The 20,045-nt window shown below is 69.4% G+C and carries 12 protein-coding genes and 1 pseudogene; 8 read left to right on the top strand and 5 right to left on the bottom strand.

Going from position 1 to position 20,045, the window contains the following annotated elements:
- Window positions 1-28: 28 nt before the first annotated feature.
- The 4 genes from ACFU8Q_RS08035 to ACFU8Q_RS08020 form a co-directional block, all read right to left on the bottom strand.
- Window positions 29-1,495, bottom strand: coding sequence for a purine-cytosine permease family protein (locus ACFU8Q_RS08035; RefSeq protein WP_384449435.1), 1,467 nt, complete (start codon window positions 1,493-1,495; stop codon window positions 29-31).
- Window positions 1,496-1,569: 74 nt separating this feature from the next.
- Window positions 1,570-2,607, bottom strand: coding sequence for a histidinol-phosphate transaminase (gene hisC, locus ACFU8Q_RS08030; protein WP_384449432.1), 1,038 nt, complete (start codon window positions 2,605-2,607; stop codon window positions 1,570-1,572).
- Window positions 2,604-3,347 carry an IclR family transcriptional regulator gene (locus ACFU8Q_RS08025; protein WP_384449429.1) on the bottom strand — a complete coding sequence of 248 codons (744 nt, stop codon included), beginning with the start codon at window positions 3,345-3,347 and terminating at the stop codon, window positions 2,604-2,606. The genes hisC and ACFU8Q_RS08025 overlap by 4 nt, the downstream gene beginning before the upstream one ends.
- A gap of 484 nt (window positions 3,348-3,831) precedes the next feature.
- Window positions 3,832-4,665, bottom strand: coding sequence for a TniB family NTP-binding protein (locus ACFU8Q_RS08020; protein WP_384449441.1), 834 nt, complete (start codon window positions 4,663-4,665; stop codon window positions 3,832-3,834).
- Window positions 4,666-4,871: 206 nt separating this feature from the next.
- Between ACFU8Q_RS08020 and ACFU8Q_RS08015 the strand changes: the two are divergent.
- Both ACFU8Q_RS08015 and ACFU8Q_RS08010 read left to right on the top strand, forming a co-directional pair.
- Window positions 4,872-5,069 (top strand): annotated as a pseudogene (locus ACFU8Q_RS08015) (DUF1116 domain-containing protein); the annotation flags it as partial.
- Between the two features lie 19 nt (window positions 5,070-5,088).
- Window positions 5,089-5,685 carry a hypothetical protein gene (locus tag ACFU8Q_RS08010; RefSeq protein ID WP_384449426.1) on the top strand — a complete coding sequence of 199 codons (597 nt, stop codon included), beginning with the start codon at window positions 5,089-5,091 and terminating at the stop codon, window positions 5,683-5,685.
- A 72-nt stretch (window positions 5,686-5,757) separates the two neighbouring features.
- On the opposite strand, the gene ACFU8Q_RS08005 is transcribed toward ACFU8Q_RS08010, so the two are convergent.
- Entirely contained in the window at window positions 5,758-7,944 is a 2,187-nt protein-coding gene (locus tag ACFU8Q_RS08005; protein ID WP_384449423.1) for a hypothetical protein, read from the bottom strand.
- A 189-nt stretch (window positions 7,945-8,133) separates the two neighbouring features.
- Here ACFU8Q_RS08005 and ACFU8Q_RS08000 point away from each other — a divergent pair, with 189 nt between their 5' ends.
- From ACFU8Q_RS08000 to ACFU8Q_RS07975, 6 genes are all read left to right on the top strand, one after another.
- A complete protein-coding gene (locus ACFU8Q_RS08000; protein ID WP_384449421.1) occupies window positions 8,134-9,162 on the top strand; it encodes a LacI family DNA-binding transcriptional regulator in 1,029 nt (342 codons plus the stop codon).
- A gap of 30 nt (window positions 9,163-9,192) precedes the next feature.
- Window positions 9,193-12,246, top strand: a complete 3,054-nt coding sequence (locus tag ACFU8Q_RS07995) for a glycoside hydrolase family 2 TIM barrel-domain containing protein (protein WP_384449418.1) — start codon at window positions 9,193-9,195, stop codon at window positions 12,244-12,246.
- An 89-nt stretch (window positions 12,247-12,335) separates the two neighbouring features.
- A complete protein-coding gene (locus tag ACFU8Q_RS07990; protein WP_384449415.1) occupies window positions 12,336-13,403 on the top strand; it encodes a LacI family DNA-binding transcriptional regulator in 1,068 nt (355 codons plus the stop codon).
- A 464-nt stretch (window positions 13,404-13,867) separates the two neighbouring features.
- On the top strand, window positions 13,868-15,643 hold the full coding sequence (locus tag ACFU8Q_RS07985) for an alpha-galactosidase (RefSeq protein ID WP_384449412.1): 1,776 nt from the start codon (window positions 13,868-13,870) through the stop codon (window positions 15,641-15,643).
- A 79-nt stretch (window positions 15,644-15,722) separates the two neighbouring features.
- Window positions 15,723-18,551, top strand: coding sequence for a sugar-binding protein (locus ACFU8Q_RS07980; protein ID WP_384449409.1), 2,829 nt, complete (start codon window positions 15,723-15,725; stop codon window positions 18,549-18,551).
- Window positions 18,552-18,767: 216 nt separating this feature from the next.
- The gene (locus tag ACFU8Q_RS07975; RefSeq protein WP_384449407.1) at window positions 18,768-20,039 is read left to right on the top strand and encodes an enolase C-terminal domain-like protein; all 1,272 of its coding nucleotides are present in this window, start codon (window positions 18,768-18,770) and stop codon (window positions 20,037-20,039) included.
- The last annotated feature ends 6 nt before the right edge of the window (window positions 20,040-20,045 follow it).

Below are 20,045 nucleotides of genomic sequence, written 5' to 3'. Positions count from 1 at the left end.
GGCACGCGTTCGGCGGGCTGCCGGCGTACTACAGGCTGTTCATCTCGGCGCGGGAGTCGGTGCGGGGCCCGGTGGCGTCGGCGTCCTCCGGGTAGATCATCGCGGTTGGCGCGGTGGAGCGCTTGCGGATCCATCCGTAATAGAGCGCCGCCGTGAGTAGGAGACCGACGATCCAGGAGATGTCGGCGCCGCCAAGGGCTTTGGTCACCGGGCCGGTGTACAACGACTGGGCCAGGAACGGGATCTGGGCCACGATGCCGATGCCGTAGCTGGTCAGCGCGATGAAGTTCCATCGGCCGTAGCGTGCGGAGGGGTCGTACAGGGCGGGGATGTCCACCTTTTCCTTGGACACCAGGTAGTAGTCGACCAGGTTGATGGCGCTCCAGGGGGTGAACACCATCAGCAGGGTCAGTACGAAGTTCTTGAAGTTGCTCAGGAAGTCGTGGCTGGCCAGGATCGCGATGAGCATCGAAGCGGCGATGAAACCGCCGATGTAAGCGCCGCGGGCGGCCTGGGAGATACGCCGGGCGTTGGTGAAGGCCGACACGGTGGTGAGCGCGGACATGAAGCCGCCGTAGGCGTTCAGGCAGTTGACGGTCAGTTTCCCGACGAGGACGACCAGGTAGATCAGGACGGCGATGAAGCCGCCACCGGCCAGCGTGCCGAGGAAGCCGACCTGGTTGTCGAGGAATCCGCCGCCCTGCGAGGCCGGTATCGAGGCGAGCAGCACACCGAGGGTCATCGACAGCTGCGAGCCGGCCACGCTTCCCCACAGGGTGCAGTGGAAGGTGGTGCGCTCGGGGGTGTCGCGTGGCAGGTAGCGGGAGTAGTCGGCGACGTAGGGGCCGTAGGTGAGCTGCCAGCCAGCGCCCAGGGAGATCGCCAGCAGGAACGTGGCGGCGCCGAACGAGGTGCTGTGGAAGGCCCCACCGAGGTCGTGGGTGGTGGCCAGACGGATGGCGAGGTAGGCGAAGCCGATCGTTCCCAGCACGGTCGCCGCACGTCCAAGTGCGTGGATGTAGCGGTAGCCCAGGATCGCCACGAGCGCGGTCAGGACGCCGAACACGACGATGCCGACTGCGGGTGTGCTGGTGTGCAGGATGTCGTCGACCGCCTGACCGGCCAGCACCGTTCCGGTGGCGGCGAAGCCGAGGTACATCACGATCACCAGGACCAGCGGCACGACCGCGCCCAGCACGCCGAACTGCGCCCGGCTGGAGATCATCTGCGGGAGCCCCAGGCGGGGGCCCTGGGCGGAGTGCAGCGCCATGACCACGCCGCCGACCAGGTTGCCGATCAGCAACCCGACAATGCCCCACAGCGCGTCGGCGCCGAACACGACCGCCAGCGAGCCGTTGACCACGGCTGTGATCTGCATGTTCGCCCCGAACCAGAGCGTGAACTGACTCAGCGGCGTCCCGTGCCGCTCCGCATCCGGTACCACGTCGATCGTGCGCCGCTCGAGAACTGCGGCGGGTCTTTCCGACTGTGCCATCCTCGCTCCTTGGGTGACGGTACTCTCGAAACTGCCGGTCGTTCTTTGTTGTGCGGTTGTTCGTCCGGGATGGTTCAGCCGGAGGCCAGAGCCCGTGCCACCAGGTCGAGTCCCTTGGCGGTGGGGACGCTCATCCGCACGGTGCCGGGCACACCCAGCGAGCTGCCCGGGCGGACCGTGATGCCGTGCGCGGCCAGCCGGTCGATCAGCCGTTGCTCGTCGGGGGTCTGCACGAGCACGAAGTTGGCCTGGGAAGGGACGACCCGGTAGCCGGCCTTGCTGATCAGGTCGGTCAGGGCCGCCAGGTGGTCGCGGGTGTGCCGTCGCACCGCGTCCGTGTGGTCCAGGTCGCGGACCGCCGCGAGGGCTGCGGCTTGGGCGAGGGCACTGACGGAGAAGGGGGCGCGGATCTTGCGCAGCGTGGCCACGATCTCCTGGTTGCCGATCAGGTAGCCGACCCGCAGTCCGGCCAGGCCGTGGACCTTGGAGAAGGTCCGCAGCACGACGGCCTGGCCTCTGCGGGCCAGTGGCAGGGCGGTGGTCGCGTCCGGGGCATCGGTGAAATCGATATATGCCTCGTCGACGACGACAAGTCGGGCCCGGGCGGTCGCGACGAACCGCTCCAGTGCGCCGCGGCCAACCACGGTACCGGTGGGATTGTGCGGGTTCACGACGTAGGCGATGTCGGCCGGGATGGCCGCCATGGTGTCGAGGTCGTGGGTCCAGTCACGCAGCGGCACCTTGGTGAGCTGGGCGTCGACGACCTGGCTGCTGATCTCGTCCATACGATAGGCCGGATCGGCGCACACAGCGTGCCCGCCCTGGGCCAGGTAGGCCCAGGCGAGCAGGAAGATAAGTTCGTCGGAGCCGTTGCCCAACAGGATCTGATCAGGATGCACGTCGTGCAGGCAGGCGAGCTCCTCGCGGAGGGCCAGTGCAAGAGAGTCGGGGTAGAGGTGGGCCTCAACGGCAGCGGCGGCGACGGCTTCGGCGACCGCGGGGCTGGCGCCGAGGGGGGACTCGTTGGACGCCATCGATCCGTCGGCGCTGGTCGCGTGACGGCCGGGCCGGTACGGCTGGATCCGGTCCAGCCACGGTCGTGCCTCGATCATCGGACCGTACCTCCGAGCATGGAGGTCAGCCGTGCGGCCGACTCGCGCACCGCGCCCGCGACATCGTCAACCTGGCTGGAGGCGCCGTGCAGGTAGCTGACCCCGAGCGCTCCGCGGGGTCCGCCGGCATCGAACACGGGGGCGGCCACGCACTCGATGCCCAGCGCCACCTGCCCGTGGTCGGTGGAGTACCCGCGCTCGCGGACCCGGGCAAGCTCGCACGCCAGCGCGTCCGCCTCCGGCCCCCGCGACGAGTCCGCTGCACCCGTGAAGACGACGTGGTCGGCGACCGTACCCACCTCCAGCCAGGCCAGGCAGCTCTTCCCGACCGCGGTCAGGTGGGACGGCAGCCGGGCCCCGACCGAACTGGCCAGCCGCACACCCAGGCCCGGCGGGTCCTGCTTGTACAGGTACACCGCGTCCGTGCCGTCCAGCACCGCGTAGTGCGCGGTCAGGTCGAGCGCCCGGCACAGGCGTCCCAGCTCCGACGCGACCACACCGCTGAATCCGGCCACGCGCAGGTGGGCGGAACCGACCTCAAACGCCTTGAGGCCGATCGTGTAGGCCGCAGGCTCCTTCAGGTCCACGAAGCGCTCCTGCACCAGATCGCGCAGGATGCCGTGCGCGGTGCTCTTGGGGATGTCCAACGCCGCTGCCAGGTCTTTCAGCGGCACCGGCTTCTCCGTGTGGGCCAGCAACTCCAGGATCCGCATGGCGCGGACCACCGATGTATCGCTCACGTGCCCCCCTCTCGTCATTCGTATATACGAACAACGATCGCTTATTCGAATGTCCGGAGGCTAGGGTCCGCTCCTCTGACTGTCAATGGGCGACACTCGGTTCTTCTCGAACCGTCAGATGCCCGTGCCGGATGCTTGCGGTCCCGGGCAGCGTGAGCCGAGGCTGTCCTGGGTGACGCGCACGGAGCTCGTGGTCAGCTACGGCCGAGACCCGGAACTTTCAGAAGCTGCCCGCCCACCTGGCGCAGCGCTCTAGAGTTGACGCTCGGAGGGGGGTTTGTTGGTGTGCCGGGTGTTGGTTGACCTGGTGTGTTGTTGTTTCGTTGAGAGGTGGGGTGAGTGGTTCGGATGGCGAGGTCAGTACGTGTGAGCTTGGGTTATGTGTTCTGTGCTGAGTGTGGCTGGGTTCGTTGTAGGTAGTTCTGGCGTGTAAAGGCTCGGTTGGCGTTTGTGCTGGTCAGGGCTTCGGTGGGTGGGGTGTGGGTTAGCGGCCTCGGGTTGGGCGGTGGTGGGTTTCTGCGAGATGGTCGAGGTAGATGGCTTCGAGCGAGGTTTTGGTGATGCGTTCGGTGCCGTCGCAGATGGCGGTGATAGCGGCTTGGCGGATGAGTCGGGTGAGGGATCCGATGCGGCCGGCGGTGCGTTGGTGGAGGTAGGGGGCGTGGCGGGGGAGTGTGCCGGGTTGGTGATGGGTGAGGTCGAGGTTGTTTTCGATGTCGGTGATGACGTCGCGGAAGGGGTGGCGGGTGCTGTGGCGGGCGGGGAGGGGCCCGCAGTTGACCAGGGTGGCGCGTCCTGCGAGTTGGGCGCCGCGGGTTCCGGTGAAGAGGGGTGTGTCGGTGACGTTGATGCCGGCGTAGACGAAGGTCGCGGGCAGGCGTTCGGTGAGGTCTTTGATCAGGTCGGCGGTTTGGGCGCCGGTGGTGGTGCGTGGGTTGAGGCGGTGGATCTCGTCGATGAGGACGAGTTGGACACCAGCCTGGGTGTAGGTGTGGCAGACGGCGTCGGTGATCTGGGTCTGGGTCATGCGGGCGGCCACGGGGATGCCGAGGTAGCGGGCGAATTCGGTGATGAGGGTTTTCGCGGTGGCGCCGGGCGGGACGAGGACGTACGCGACGGGTACCGCAGCGTGCGCAGATCCGGTCGGGGGCGGGTTTTTGCGGGTGTGGGCGAGGTGGCAGGCACGCCCGGCGTTCAGGAGGGCGGTCGTTTTGCCTGCGGCGGCGGGTCCGGTGACGATCAGCGAGGGGCGTGCGGTGGCCTGCTGGTGACGGCCGAGGACCATCAGGGTGCGCACCTGGGTGGTCAGGGTGCTGATGGCGGGGCGCGGATGGTGACGAAGCTGGAAGTGGTAGGCGAGGCGCTGTTCCCCTCAGGGGGACTCCGACCGGTGAGCCGACGATGGTGAACGCCGCACTCCTGGCACGCTTGCCCGTCGTCCCCCTGACAGGCACGCCACCGATGCCCCGGGTATACCAAACCTGCTCGGTCTCGGCTCGATGGGAATGAGCGGCATGGCAGGTTCTGAAGGAAGCCAAGGAGATCGGCGGCACCGTCGACCTCCGTCTGCTCCTCTCTCAGGCCCTGCACATGGGCGACGAGTGCCACAACCGAAACAGTGCGGGCACCCTCCTGCTCCTGCAGGCGCTGGCTCCGTCGCTGTTGCAGACCGACTTCACCACCGAACAGAAGAAGGAAGTCTTCGAATTCATCGCCTGCTCGGACTACTTCTCCGGGGGCCATGATCGCTACCGCCACCGCGTTCCCGCTGGCCAGCCTCGTCGCCCAGATCACCGGTGGCATCGTCGTGGCAGCCGGGGCCATCGCCTCCGCTGCCACGGTCGGAGGCAACTTCCTGCCGATCCTCACCGGCGGTCACGGCGTCGTCCTCGACGCCCTCGCGGCCGTGTTCGTCTTCGTCAACCTCGGCTCGGCGTGCAGCCACTGCCTCTGCAACGGAGCCCTCAGCTGGTCGCACCTGACCCGCCTCAGGATGCGGATCACGATCCTCGTCCCGGGGGTCATCGGCACAGCCGCCGCGCTCGCCGGGGTGTGGGACCACTTCCTCGACTGGCTCGTCGTCCTCAGCGTCTTCGTCCCGCCGCTCGGCGGCGTGCTCATCGCCGACCAGGTGATCCTGCGCAGCACGGTCGACCGGCGTCACGCCGCGGCCGTGCGCCCCACGGCATTCGCGGCGTGGGCGTGCGGTGCGCTGGTCGGCGGACTCGTGCACCGGTTCGCGCCGCAGTTCTCCGACGCGGTGAGAGGCCTCGTCGTCGCCTTGATCGCGTACGTCGTCCTCGAACGCATCCCTACGAGGATCGCGGCGGCCCGATAGGCGCCTTCCCCGCGCCGGGAACCGCACCGCCGCGTCAGCCGTGCTGCGGCCTGCCCGCCCTTGCGACGAAGCTCAGGGGACCCAGCGGTAGAGCAGCACCTTGTTGAAGAGATCGTCCTCGACGTTGACCAGGTACTCCCCGGTGGAGCGCCGGACCGCGGAGATGCCGTACGGGATGTCGACCCATCCGGTCCGGTCGACCCCGCCGACGTTGCTGCCGGGGAGCCAGCTGCCGACGGCGCTTCCGTCACTGGCCCTCCAGACCCAGACCTGGCCGCGGGTCTGGACACCGACTGTGAAGATGTAGTCGCCTGCCCACGCGAGGCCCACCGTCGTCACGGCCGGCGTCGCCGTGGTGTCCCAGGGGAGGAGCATGGTCCAGGTCGCCGCACGGTTGCCGGTGCTCCAACGGTCGTAGCGCGCCAGGACCTTGCCGCACTCCTTCCAGTAGGCGTTGTCGAACGGCGCGGTGGGCGTGTACCCGGCCATGTACATGACGTCGCCGTCCACGTCGTAGTGCAGGCGTCGGACGGTGGTGAACGGGGCGGGCAGGGGGATCGTCACCATGCTGACGTAGTCGTAGACCGGGTTGCCCTGGGCGTCGAAGCCCTGGAGGGGATAGCGGCGCAGGTTACGGTCCCCGCCCTCCCAGACGTCTCCATTGGTGTCGACGAACCAGACCCAGCAGTTGCCCGGGGAGTTCTGACCTGTGCCGGGCTGGAGGTATTCGCCGGCTTCGAACCTGCCGTTCCCGCTCAGGTCGCGCCAGATCCATTGGCCCTGCGCCGGCTGGTACGGGGGCCACGTGGGGTCGTCGCCGGTCCAGTGCTGTTTGAAGAACGCCCCGGACGGCTTGGCGATCTCACCCTCGAACCGGTAGATGAGCAGGTGCGAGCAGTACATGCCGGTGACGTACATGTACAGGGAGCCGTTCTTGCGCAGCAGCGACGGAGACGCGGCATGGTGCTGGTGGCCGGTCAGGAACAGGCGTGCGTCCTGGGGGTACTTGACGGAGTCGAGGGAGTAGCCGCGCCAGGCCACATCGCGCCCCGGCGGCTTCGTGACGTCGAGACGGTAATGGCACTGCTTGGTGTAGACGTCCAGCCCGTCGGACTGCGGGTCGAAGTCGGCGGCGTCGACGAAGGCACTCCCTTGGAGCTGCCAGACCAGGTTTCCCAGCGAGTCGAACTTGCGGATCCACGAACCGAACTCGCACATGGCGACGTAGACGTTGCCCGCCGAGTCACCACCGACCCCGGTGATGCCGAAGAACTTGTCGGCGATGTTGCGGCCCGGTGTCCCCGCCCCGATACCGCCGGCGAGGCCCAGACTTCGTGTCTGCACCGGCGTCCCGGACAGGTTGCCGTACGTGTGCACCTGACGGAGCGGGCCGTTGTCACCGACCAGCAGGTCTCCGTGGACGTCGATCGCCAGCGAGGTCGGGATCCAGTCGCCCGCAGGCCCGCTGATGGTTCCGGGCAACGCGGTCCCGGCGTTGGAGAAGTGCAGGATCCGTGCCGGACGCGCGGAATCGACGTGCCAGAAGTGTCCGTCGTTCGTGTCCCGTGTGATGTTCTCGACGACCCAGATGCCGCCGTCGGCGTCGATCGCGACCGCGCCCGGCTTGTTGACGCTCCAACTCCGCTGGAGCGATCCGGTGGCCGCGTCGAAGACCTTCACCTGGTTGGACACCCGGTCGGTGGCCACCACCTGCGTCGTCGAAGCGGCCGCCGCGGCCGGCGGGCTTCCCACGTTGTACGTCAAGGACGTGCCGGTGCCGTTCAGGGTGAAGCGCGTCAGGCCGTTGCCGACGGTGAGGTAGGCGTAGGTGCCGTTGACCGCGACCGCGTCGCCGTTGGCCCCTCTGCAGTTTCCGATGAGGTGGCCGTCCTTGTAGATACCGGCGTAGTTGCCGGCCTCGTCCCAGAAGCTGACGGTGTAGACCGTGCCGTCCGCGGCGACGGCGATGTTGAAGATGAAGTTCTGCACCCACTCGGTGGCCCCGGAGAAGGTGTTCCCGGTCCAGGAAGTCACCACGTCGGAGGTGCCGGCGTACGGGGAGGCGTCGGGAGCCGGTGCGGCAAGGGTTCCTGACGCAACGTCGGGCGCTGCCGCCGCGGTGACGGCGCTCTCCAAGGAGAACGCACCGGCCAGTCCTGCGGCGATCGCGGCGTTCCTGCCGTAGGCCAGCGCTTGGCGACGGGTCACGGCGCCCTTGCGGGGTGAGGGGAGGTTACGTTCCGGCGTCCTGTCGCTCATGATCAGGATCCTTTGCTCGGTGAGCATCTTCCGGTCGGCCAGACAGCAAGTGACCGTTCACTTGACGTCGTTGAAGATAGAGACGCTCAAGCAGCGCGTCAATCCATGTGAGGCGGCTTCCACTGGGTGAGTGGGAGCCCTATGATCCGATGTGCTCCAAGTGAACGGTCATTGGTTAGGGGTCCCTGAGTGTCCGATCGGCCGACTCTGCGCACCGTCGCGGCCAGGGCGGGTGTCTCGCACCAGACGGTCTCCCGGGTGGTGAACGGCGACCCCACGGTCACCGACGGCGTTCGGGACAAGGTGCTGTGCGCCATGCGAGTGCTCGACTACCGCCCGAGCGCGGGCGCTCGCGCCCTCGCGAGCGGACGCACCGAGGTCGTCGGCGTCGTCCTCCCGTACAACCCCGGCTTCGCGTTCTCCAACGACCATCTGATCCGCCTGGTCGGGGGAGCGGACCAGGAACTCGCCGCCCGCGGCTACGGCTTGCTGCTGTCCACCCGAGAGGTGCCCGACGACGCGGCCTCGGCCCACCGCCGCTTCACCCGGCGCCGCCAGGTCGACGGGCTCCTCGTGGAAGCCGGGGTCGGCGGGGAGGCGCTTCCCGCGCTGCGGTCGGCGGGCTATCCCACCGTCGTCATCGGCTACACGGACGAAGACCTCTACCGCGTCCACCCCGACGACGAGGGCGGCGCCTACGCCGTCACCCAGCACCTGCTCGCCCTGGGACACCGCCGGATCGGCGTCGTCAACGGCCCGGCGGAGAACCGGCTCGCCATGGCCGCCCGGCTGCGGGGCCTGCGCCGCGCCTTGACCGACGTCCGCCGTATGATCCCCGACGACCTGGTGGAACACGGCGACTTCACCGCCGCGTCCGGCTACGCCGCGGCCGGACGGCTGATGACGCGACCAGAGCCGCCCACCGCGATCTTCGCCTTCAACGACAGCATGGCGTTCGGCGCGATGCGCTGGCTGCGCGAGCACGGAAGAACCCTGCCGACGGACGTGTCCGTGGCGGGCTTCGACGACACCACAGCCGCGGAACTCGTCGACCCCGCGCTGACCAGCGTCAGCCTGCACAGCGCCGACGTGGGCCGACGGGCCGCGCGGATTCTGCTCGACGTCCTGGACGGGCAGCCCCCGGCACAACGCGAGCACGTCACGCCCAGCACCCTCAAAGTCCGCGCGTCGACGGCGCCGCCCCCCATGCCGAACTGATCCGAACGCAGGGAAAGGACAGCCACACCGATGGACCACACGCAGCGCTGCCGCACCGCGAACGCGTATGTCGAGGACGTGTCACCCGGCAACGGCCGGGCCCGGCCCCGTGCGTCGTTCCGTTCCGACGCACCGATGATCGAACTGGACGGCTCGTGGAGCTTCCGGTTGGCTGCCGGGCTCAACGACCTGACCCCGGAGTTCGAGGACCCCGCGTTCGACGCGGGCGCCTGGACCCGCATCGCGGTGCCCTCGTGCTGGCAGCTGGACGGCCTGCCAGGACCCACCCGGTTCGGTGCTCCCGCCTACACGAACATCACGTACCCGATCCCGGTCGACCCGCCCCGGGTGCCCGACGACAACCCGACGGGGGAGTACCGCCGGGAGTTCGAGGCCGGAGCGGGCTTCGCCGACGGGCAAGCGGCGGTCCTCAGGTTCGAGGGCGTGGACTCGTGCTTCGCGGTCTGGCTGAACGGGGTGCGGCTGGGCGACGGCAAGGGCAGCCGGCTGCCGACCGAGTTCGACGTCACGGACGTGCTGTCCCCCGGACGCAACGTGCTGGCGGTCCGGGTGCACCAGTGGTCCGCCGGAACCTACCTGGAAGACCAGGACATGTGGTGGCTGTCGGGAATCTTCCGCTCGGTGCGCCTGCTGGCCCGGCCCGCCGGGGGCATCGCCGACTTCTTCGTCCACGCCGACTACGACCACCACACAGGCGTGGGCACGCTGCGCGTCGACGTCGAGGGCGGGGCCCGGCTCAACGTCCCGGAACTCGGGCTCGTCGACGCCGACCCGGCCGGACCGCACGCCGTGACCGGTGTCACGCCCTGGAGCGACGAACAACCACACCTCTACCGAGGTGAGTTGACGACGGCGACGGAACGGGTGCCGATCCGGATCGGCTTCCGGCGGATCGCGGTCGAGGACGGTGTACTGACCGCCAACGGAAGGCCTCTGCTGTTCCGCGGTGTCAACCGGCACGAATGGCATCCGGTCACCGGACGGACACTCAGGCACGAGACGATGCTCGCCGACGTTCTGCTGATGAAACGGCATCACATCAATGCTGTCAGAACGAGCCACTACCCGCCGGACACGGCCTTCCTCGACCTGTGCGACGAGTACGGGCTCTGGGTCATCGACGAATGCGACCTGGAGACGCACGGCTTCTCGAAGAACGCCTGGCGGGGCAGTCCCGGTGCCGATCCGGCCTGGCGGGCGGCGCTGCTCGACCGGGCCGAACGGATGGTGGAACGGGACAAGAACCATCCCAGCGTCGTGATCTGGTCGCTGGGCAACGAGTCGGGCACCGGGGCGAACCTGGAGGCCATGGCCGCATGGATCCGCGACCGGGATCCGGACCGCCTCATCCACTACGAGGGCGACTGGGACAACTGCGTCTGCACCGATCTCTATTCGTTGATGTACCCGGACCACGCCACGGTGGCGGCGATCGCCTGCGGACAGGAACCACTGACCGGCGACCCCGCGAACGACGCACGGCGGCGCGCCATGCCGTTGCTGCTGTGCGAGTACGGGCACGCCATGGGCAACGGTCCCGGCGGACTGCGGGAGTACCAGGAGCTGTTCGAGGCGCATCCACGACTGGCCGGAGGCTTCGTCTGGGAATGGATCGACCACGGCATCGCACGGCGAGACGCCGGGGGAACCCTGTACCACGCCTACGGCGGGGACTTCGGAGAGCCCGTCCACGACGGCAACTTCGTCATCGACGGGCTGCTGTTCCCGGACCGCACCCCCTCGCCCGGACTGCTGGAGTACGCGAAGGTCATCGAGCCGGTCAGGATCGAGGCCGCGCCGGGCCGGGGCATCGTGGTCCGCAACCTGCACCACACACGTGACACCGGTTATCTCAGGTGGACTTGGCACCTGGAGGCGGACGGTGTCCCGGTGGCCGAGGGCGAGTGGGACGTACCGGTGATCGGGCCCGGCGCCCAGGACCGTGCCGGCTGGCCCGACGCCCTGGCCAAGGCCGTCGACACGGCCGGGCGAGGAGAACACTGGCTGACCGTGAGCGCCGGACTCGCCGCGAACGAACCCTGGGCCGACGTGGGCCACACCATCGCCTGGGCCCAGATCGGTCCGGTCGCCGACAGCACGTCGCAGGCCGCTCCGCCGGACGCCTCACCGGGACGCGGAGACGACGGCCGGCTCCCGGTACCGCGCCGCGACGGTGACACGATCACGCTGGGCGCCGCCCGGTTCGACGCGATCACCGGAACCCTGGTCCGCCTCGGCGAACTGCCCGTGCGCGGTCCCCGGGTCGATGTGTGGCGGGCGCCGATCGACAACGACCGGTTCTCACCACTGGGTGCGGCATGGCAGCAGGCCGGACTGGACCGCCTCCGGCACAAGGTCCTGCGGATCGAGACCGACGACGACGGGATCACCGTACGGACCAGGATCTCCCCGGCGGGATCGGACCTCGGACTGCTCGCCGACTACCACTGGAGTACCGAGGACGGGAACCGGCTTGTGCTGACCGTCGACACCGCACCGACGGGTCCGTGGCCCGTCCCGCTGCCCAGGCTCGGCGTCGCGATGACCGTGCCGGGCGAGTTCGACCAGGTCACCTGGTTCGGTCTCGGACCCGGTGAGGCCTACCGGGACAGCGACACCGCGGTACGGGTCGGACGGTACGAGAGCACCGTCGAAGCCATGCAGACCCCTTACGTGCGTCCGCAGGAGAACGGCAACCGAAGACACCTCCGGTGGGCCCGCCTCACCCCCTCCAGTCCCGGCGGGGACGGCGGCGACGACAGGGACGGCACCTCTCCATGTCAAGCCGCATACGGTACCGGCGGCATCGAGATCACCGGTAGCCCGTGGTTCGACCTGACCGTGAAACCGTGGTCCACACAGGCGTTGCAGAGCGCGGACCACACCGTCGGCCTGGAGCCCGACGGCCTCGTCCACCTCAACATCGACGTCGAACACCACGGCCTCGGCAGCGGCTCGTGCGGACCTGCCGTCCAGCCACGGCACCATCTGGCCGCGGTTCAGGCCCGCTTCACCCTCCGGATCAGGCCCATCGAAGCGGAGGACGACGATGGCGTAGGGTGATCCGCGGGAGCTCGGCGGCTGTGCGGTTGCCCAGCGGGACAACGTTGGCACCCTCACCGCGCCATGTCGCCGAGAGGAGCGTTCCGTCCATGAGTACACCGGGTCCGAACACGTCCGGGCCGCGGCGCCCGACGATGGTCGACGTCGCACGCGAGGCAGGCGTGAGCCTCAAGACCGTCTCGCGCGTGGTGAACGGCGTGCCCACCGTCGACCCGGAGCTGGCCGAGCGCGTGCTGGCCGCGGTGACCCGGCTGGGGTTCCGGCGCAACAACAAGGCCCGGGACCTGCGTTCGAGCAGTACGTCGGCCACGGTCGGACTGCTCATCGAGGACCTGGCCAACCCCTTCTACGCGGGCATCGCCGCCGCCGCGGCGCAGTGCGCCCTGGAGCACGACACGCTGCTGATCACGGCCAGTTCGGAGGAGGACGCCGACCGCGAGCGCAAGCTCCTGCTGCAGATGTGCGAGCACCGGGTCGACGGGCTGCTGGTCGTGCCCGCCGGCAGCACCGCCGACCACGTCTATCTGCGTGCCGAGATAGAGATGGGCACCCCGGCCGTCTTCCTCGACCGTCCGCCCACCAACCTGCGCGCCGACACCGTGCTCATCGACAACGCGGCTGGCGCGCGGTCCGCGATCGAGCACCTGGTGGTGCGCGGCCATGAGCGGATCGGCGTGCTGTCGGACTGGCTGAGCATCCATCCCATGGCCGAGCGGCTGTCGGCCGCAGAGAGTGCGCTGGAGGGGGCGGGGCTGCCGTACCGGCCCGACCTGATCCGGTACGGCCTGCACTCGCTGCGCGACACCGAGGCCGCGGTCGAGCGGATGCTCTCGGCGCCGCAGCCGCCCACCGCGCTCTTCGCCCTCAATAACCGGATCACCCTCGGCGCCCTCGGCGCGTTGAACCGGCTGGGGCAGGACCTGGACGTGGTCGGCTTCGACGACTTCGAGACCGCCGGACTGATGGCGCGTCCGCTCACCGTCGTCTCCTACGACGTGCGCGCCATCGGCAGGATCGGCGCCGAACTGCTGTTCAAGCGCATCGCGGGAGACACCTCGCGCCCCAAGACCGTCGTGATCCCCACGACCCTCGTCGAGCGCCGCACGTCCGGCGCCGCAGTGGCAGACCTCCCCGTCGCCCCGGACACCGCTCGCTAGGCCCGTTCCGGCCATGCGCGTGGCGCCCGGCGGGAACGAGAGGTTTCGGGCAACAGTTCAGGCGTGACTTCCGTGCCTCCAGGCCCTGTTGGGCAAGGTGATGCGCCCGGGAAGAGCCTGCGCGCCATCGTCACGCCCCTTCTGGGCAACCGGCCGCCGACAGTCGCGCTGAACCCCTAGGCAACGTTGTCTTGACTGGCTATGGTTCAGAACCGACCCAGGGAGGGCGGCGACTACGGCCTTGTGCCGGTACAGCTCGCGTCGCACTGGTCGAAGGCCACCAGTTCATTGCCATCGGCTACCTGACCAGGGGTGATCGTCCCGTGAATCGACGGGAAAACTACTGATGCAAGGCCAACACCTTCAGACCGATGGAGGTGTCCTGGGTGGGTCTGCTGCATTTCTAGGCAACGTTGTCTCACTCGCGTATTTCGAGGGTCGGATCTCGAAGGAGGGAATCGGAGATGGCCGACATCATGGATCTGGCGCAGTTGTGGGCCGACCATGACGCACTCCACGTGCACGGCATCGAGGTTGCTCTGCTGACCGAAGGCCCGCGTCCCGAGGTGGAGCACGACGAGGACGGCGCAGTGATTCACCTTCAGGCCGGCCCGCCCGGGCCGACGTTGCTGCGTCTGGCCGTTCCGATCGGCGACGCCGTCGGCTACTGGCACCCGACGGCCGGCTGGGACCGGCACCTGATCGCGGACTGGGCGAGCGGCTGGCGCAGCGTCGGCCTCGTCGACTCGGCGCCGCTGGGCTGCCTGTACGACGCGGCAGGCGCGGCGCTGCTGGCGTTCGCGTCCGACCGGGTCACGGCGACGACCAGGGTCAGGTTCGGCGTGGCGGAGGCCACGGCCCGCTTCGGGGTCTGGCTGGCCATGGACCTGCGTGCGGGAGAAGGCTGCCGCGTACGTGTCCAGGCCCCGGGACGGTCCTTCGCCGACACGACGCGGGCCCTGACGCGCCTGCTGTGCGACGGCGACGAACTGCCCACGCCTGACGCGGCCCGCGCCCCGGCCTATTCGACCTGGTACTCGCTGCACCGGGACATGGACGGGGCGCGCGTAGAGGCCGAGGCGGCGCGCGCGGCCGAGGTCGGTTGCGGGGTGCTGCTGCTGGACGACGGCTGGCAGCGACGAGCCCAAGGACCCGGCTACTCCGGCAGCGGCGACTGGACGCCCGACCCGGCGAAATTCCCCGACTTCGCCGCGCACGTCAAGACCGTTCAGGGCCTCGGACTGCGCTACCTGGCCTGGATCGCTCCGCTGCTGCTCGGCGAACGCACCCTGGCGCACGAGAAGTTGAGAAAGTTCGCTCCACATGCCGTACCGCGTCTTTCGTGCCGTGTCCTCGACCCGCGCCACGAGGAAGTCCGGCGGTTCGTCACCGAGGCCTGTGTGGATCTCGTACGCCGTTACGGTCTGGACGGACTGAAGATCGACTTCCTGGATTTCGCGATGGTCTACGCCCGGGAGGAGGGCGACCGGGCCGGGGCCGACGTCGGCGTGGCGATGCGGATGCTGCTGACCGACCTGCGCGAAGGGCTGCGCGAAGTGCGCGGCGACGAACTGCTCGTCGAACTCCGGCAGCCCTACACCGGTCCGGGCATGCTCGGCTTCGGCAACCTCCTGCGCGCCGAGGACTGCCCGGCCGACGCGACCGCCAACCGGGTGCGGACGCTGGACATCGCCGCCACCGCCACGGGCGGATCCGTCCACTCGGACATGCTCATGTGGGACCCCGGGGCCACCGCGGAGACGGCGGCCAGGCAGCTCCACTCGGCCCTGTACGCGACCCCGCAGATCTCCGTGCCACTGGCCGGGCAGTCCGCCGAGCACCGCGCGATGACGGCCTTCTGGCTCGGGTTCTGGCGCGACCACCGAGACGTCCTCACCCGCGGTGACATCCGCGCGGGACGACCCGACCAGCTCTACGAGACGGTGATCGCGAGCGCCGGGAAGCGAGCCGTGATCACCTACTACGCCGAACACCGTGTCGCCCCGCTGCGCCTCGAAGCCTTCACCGAGACCGCCCTCGTCAACTCCACCGCCGCCACGCACGTGGCCCTGGACGTCGACGGCCGTGCCGTGGAGGTCCGGCTGGACGCGGCGGACGCCTGTGGTCGGCCCGCCGGCTCGTCCGTCCGGACCCTGGGCCCCGGCCTGCACTCGATCCCCGTTCCCCCCTCCGGCCTGTGTGTGCTCAGGCCGGTGTCACCCGCGGCTCGCCCGCGCTGACGTCTGGAGAGGTCCGCTCGTGTCCAACAGCCAAGATCGACGTCCTCGTACGACCGCGGAATCGCCGTCTCCCGGCGAGATGTCCCGCCGCAAACTCGTGGGTCTGGGGGCGGCGACCGTCCTCGGAGCCGCGGCCACCGGCGTCATAGCGCCGCGCGCCCAGGCCGCCGGAGCGGCAACTGCGCAGGCCGCTGCGGCGGCGCCTGCGGTCACCCTCGCCTTCTCCGACCCGACCGGGCTCTACCAGGTCGACGGCGAGGCCCGGGCGACTCCCGACCTGCTGGTCACCGTGACCAGCCCCACCGCGCTGAGCGGAACGGTCGCCTGGTCCGTCTCGGCCCGGAACGAGACTCCCGGAAGCGGAACGGAGCCGTTCGAGGCGGCGGCGGGCACCCCGAGCACCGTCACGATCCCGCTCGGCTCGCTCGGCCCCGACTACTACCTGGTCACCGCGACCGTCACGGACTCGGCCGGGACGCAGTTGCTCGCGCAGACCGTCGGGCTCGGCGTGATCCGGCCCACGGTCGCGGGACGTCGTCCGCAGTCGGTGTTCGGCATGGGAATCCGGCCGGAATCCACCCCGGCGATCACCAAGCGGATCGCGCAGCGCATGGGTGTGAAGTGGACCCGGGGCATTGCGTCCGTCCAGCCCGACACCGTGTCCCCGAAAGCGGGCGTGTTCTGGCAGCAGCCCCAGATCGATGTCGCCCGGGCCGAGATAGCCGACTGGCACGAGCACGGGATCGAGACCCTCGGCGGCATCAACTACAACATGTCGTGGAATGTCCAGCCGGGCCCGGACGGCGAGCCGCTCAAGCTCTACCAGAACCGGCCCAAGGACATGGCCGCGCACGTCGAGATGGTCTACCACGCGATCGCTCCGTTGCAGGACCTGGTCCCCAACTGGGAGCTGTGGAACGAGCCGTGGGTCCACGGCTGGACGTGGAAGACCGGCGACGCGCAGGACTACCGCGACATGTGCCGGATGATCTGGGAACGGGTGAAACCGGAGTACCCGGACGTGAACCTGATCGGCGGCGGCTCGGTCTCCTACAACCGAGACATCGTCTACGCCCAGGGCTCCAAGGACACCGGCTACATCGACGGTTCGGTCAACCACGCCTACGGCTACCCCGACGCGACGCAGTACGCGATGACCAAGACGCAGATCAAGATGGACAAGCTCTGGTCGCGGACGAACGGGCGCGCCGGGCAGTGGCAGACCGAGCTGGGCACCGCCACCCGCTACAACTTCGCGGACCTGCCGGCCGAGGAGGCCGCCTACGGGGTGGCCCGGACGCTGGCCCCGACCTATCTGCTGCACATGCTCGCCGGTGCCGAAGAGGAATCGGCCATCCGGATCTTCTGGTTCTCGCTGTCCTACGACAAGGGCTACTCCGGCGACGACTTCAACATCTACGACGCGAAGACCAGGACTCCGCGGCCCGTGGTGGTCGCCTACGCCACGATGACGAGCCTGCTCGAAGACTCCGAACTCCAGGGGGAGTTGTACCTGGACGCGAAGTCCACCTGGGGCTTCCTCTTCCGCGGCGCGGACGGCAAGGGCAGGGCCGCCGTCTACGCCGACCAGCTCTACGACGGCACCGATGAGCACCAGAGCGCCGGTCACACGGGCACCCTCACCCTGAACGACGCGCGCGGCATCCGCGCCTACGACTACCTCGGGCGGCGGCTCACCGACGGCAGCGCGTCCCGTGTCACACTGACGCTGAAGCCGTGGGAGACCGTCTACTTCGACAGCGACCTGTCACCGGCGGCGCTCCGCAAGGCCCTGACCCAGGGCGCGCACTTCGACTACACCACGCCGCTGCACGTCAGCCCCCTGTCCTTCGTGAAGCCGCTGGACTCGACGAGCACCATCGACGTACGGGTGGAGAACGTCACACCGAAGGCGCTGGACGCCTCGCTCAGGATCACGCCGCCGCCGGGCTGGCGGGTCGCGCGGCGGACGGTCCCGGTCAACGGGATCAGGCCCGGGGAGTCCCGCACCGTCTCCTTCCCCATCACGGAGTTCGACGTCAGCGAGAAGAACCGGTACACCGTCGGCTACGACGTCACCCTGGACCACCGGCCGGGCTCGCACCAGCGCGGATCGCAGACCGTACAGGTCGCCTACCTCCCGTTCCGGCACGTCACCGTCGGCGGGAGCGCGAGCCAGTGGAACGATGTCGTCCCGGTGACGATGACCAGCGTGACCGCGACCGGTGACAGCAGGATGTACTCGTTCCAGGCCGCCTGGGACGACACCTTCCTGTACGTCAGAGCCCTGGTCGAGGACGACCTGCAAGTGTCGAACCCGGCGTTCACGGCCGACGCGTACAAGTTTCCGTTCCAGGCGGACAGCGTCCAACTGGCCTTCGACGCCACGGCCGACAAGACCGAGGATCTGCTGGCCGGTGACCCGCACTACGAGAAGTGCCTGCGGTCGATCTCGCACCTGTACGTCGCCACCCTGGCCACCGGGGGCCGTTGCGAACTGCACCGGCAACTGGCGCCCGGAACCAACTACCAGACGTTCTACCCGACCAACGCGGTGCTCCCGACGCCGCTCGGCCCGATGGACGCCCAGCAGGACGACGGCTCCGAGGGCCGGGTCCTCGTCTCCAGGGATGACGTGAACAAGCAGACCAGATACGAGATCGCCCTCGCCTGGAGCCAACTTCCGGAACTGGCGGCCGAGGTGAGAGCGACGCCGCCCGGGAGCGTCGCCCGGACCACGTTCGCCGTCCAGGTTCAGGACGCCGGAGCGACCGGTCACGGCGCCACCTACTGGACGACACAGGCGGCGCACCCGACATCGGGCTGTTACAACTTCGCCCCGTTCTGGGGCACCGGCGCGCAGTTCACCGGCGGTCGCGTCGACACCCGGTGGGGCATCGGGCGCTGAGCGGCGCTCGACCATCCGCGGGCGCCCGGCCATCCGCGGCGCCCGCCCGGCGGGAGTCCGACGGCCGGGCGGCTCCCGTCGTCTGACTCCGGCCCGCCCCGCACACAAAGTCAGGGATCCCGACCGACGTACCGGACCGGACAAGGTCCGGAGGTACCCGTCCCACCGGCGCTCGCACGTGCGGCGAGCGCCGGCCCAGAACCAGGAGCCACATCCGTGAGCGACACCCCCGACCAACCCATCGAGCCGCCGTGGGCGCAGCCCTCCGGCGTCCGGATCACCTCGGTCCGGGCCATCCTCACCGCACCGGCCGGTACGACGCTCGTCGTCGTCCGGGTCGACACCAGCGAACCCGGACTGTACGGACTCGGCTGTGCCACCTTCACCCAGCGGGCGGCCGCGGTCGCCACCGCGGTCGACGACTACCTGGCGCCGCAGCTGATCGGACGTGACCCCGCCGACATCACCGACATCGCGTCGACCCTGCACGTCAGCGGCTACTGGCGCTCGGGTCCGGTGCTCAACAACGCGCTGTCCGGGGTGGACATGGCGCTGTGGGACATCAAGGGGAAGCAGGCCGGCCTCCCGGTGTGGCAGCTTCTCGGCGGCCGGTGCCGTACCGCGGTGCCGCTCTACGCGCACGCCCAGGGGCGGGACGCCGAGGAGGTCGCCGACGAAGTACGCGACCTGATGTCCCAGGGCTACCGGTACGTGCGCTGCCAGGTCGCCGTCCCCGGTGCTGGTACCTATGGGGCACCGGCCGCCGCGGCCCCGGCCGGCTCCCGCCCGCCCCTGACCCCGAATGCCTGGGACCCGGCGGCGTACCGGCGCACCGTCCGGGAGCTGTTCGGTCATCTGCGCCAGGAGCTGGGCGCCGAGGTCGAGTTGATCCACGACGTCCACGAGCGGGTCCACCCCACCGACGCCGTACGGCTCGCGAAGGACCTGGAGCCGTACGACCTGTTCTATCTGGAGGACCCGGTCGCGCCGGAGGACATCGAGTGGCTCCGGACCCTGCGCAGCCGGTCCGTGACGCCCATCGCCATCGGTGAACTCTTCACCAACCCCGCCGAGTACCGGCCGGTCGTCCAGGAGCGGCTGTGTGACTTCATCCGCGTCCACATCTCCGCCATCGGCGGCATCACCCCGGCCTGGCGGCTCGCGGGCGCGTGCGAACTGTTCGGTGTACGGACCGCGTGGCACGGCCCCGGTGACGTCTCGCCGGTCGGCCATGCCGCCAACCTGGCCCTGGACCTGGCCTGCCCGAACTTCGGGATCCAGGAGCAGCACCTGTTCGGGGCCGCCGCGCAGGAGGTGTTCCCCGGCTGCCCCGAGATCCGCGACGGCCACCTGTGGCCGAGCACCGCACCCGGACTCGGCATCGACCTCGACGAACGCCTTGCCCTGAAACACCCGCCCCAGTTCCCCGCCCCCGGTCGTGCGTGGAAGCCGCCGCGCCGCGCCGACGGTGCCCTCCAACGCCCCTGACCGACC

Source organism: Streptomyces sp. NPDC057543 (assembly GCF_042801895.1).
Classification (GTDB): Bacteria; Actinomycetota; Actinomycetes; order Streptomycetales; family Streptomycetaceae; genus Streptomyces.
This window is presented reverse-complemented; position numbering and strand designations above follow the sequence as displayed.

Coding starts and splice junctions, on each gene's coding strand:
- ACFU8Q_RS08035 (WP_384449435.1), bottom strand. CDS start 1,495: ATGGCACAGTCGGAAAGACCCGCCGCAGTTCTCGAGCGGCGCACGATC.
- hisC (WP_384449432.1), bottom strand. CDS start 2,607: ATGATCGAGGCACGACCGTGGCTGGACCGGATCCAGCCGTACCGGCCC.
- ACFU8Q_RS08010 (WP_384449426.1), top strand. CDS start 5,089: ATGATCGCTACCGCCACCGCGTTCCCGCTGGCCAGCCTCGTCGCCCAG.
- ACFU8Q_RS08005 (WP_384449423.1), bottom strand. CDS start 7,944: ATGAGCGACAGGACGCCGGAACGTAACCTCCCCTCACCCCGCAAGGGC.
- ACFU8Q_RS07995 (WP_384449418.1), top strand. CDS start 9,193: ATGGACCACACGCAGCGCTGCCGCACCGCGAACGCGTATGTCGAGGAC.
- ACFU8Q_RS07990 (WP_384449415.1), top strand. CDS start 12,336: ATGAGTACACCGGGTCCGAACACGTCCGGGCCGCGGCGCCCGACGATG.
- ACFU8Q_RS07985 (WP_384449412.1), top strand. CDS start 13,868: ATGGCCGACATCATGGATCTGGCGCAGTTGTGGGCCGACCATGACGCA.
- ACFU8Q_RS07980 (WP_384449409.1), top strand. CDS start 15,723: ATGTCCCGCCGCAAACTCGTGGGTCTGGGGGCGGCGACCGTCCTCGGA.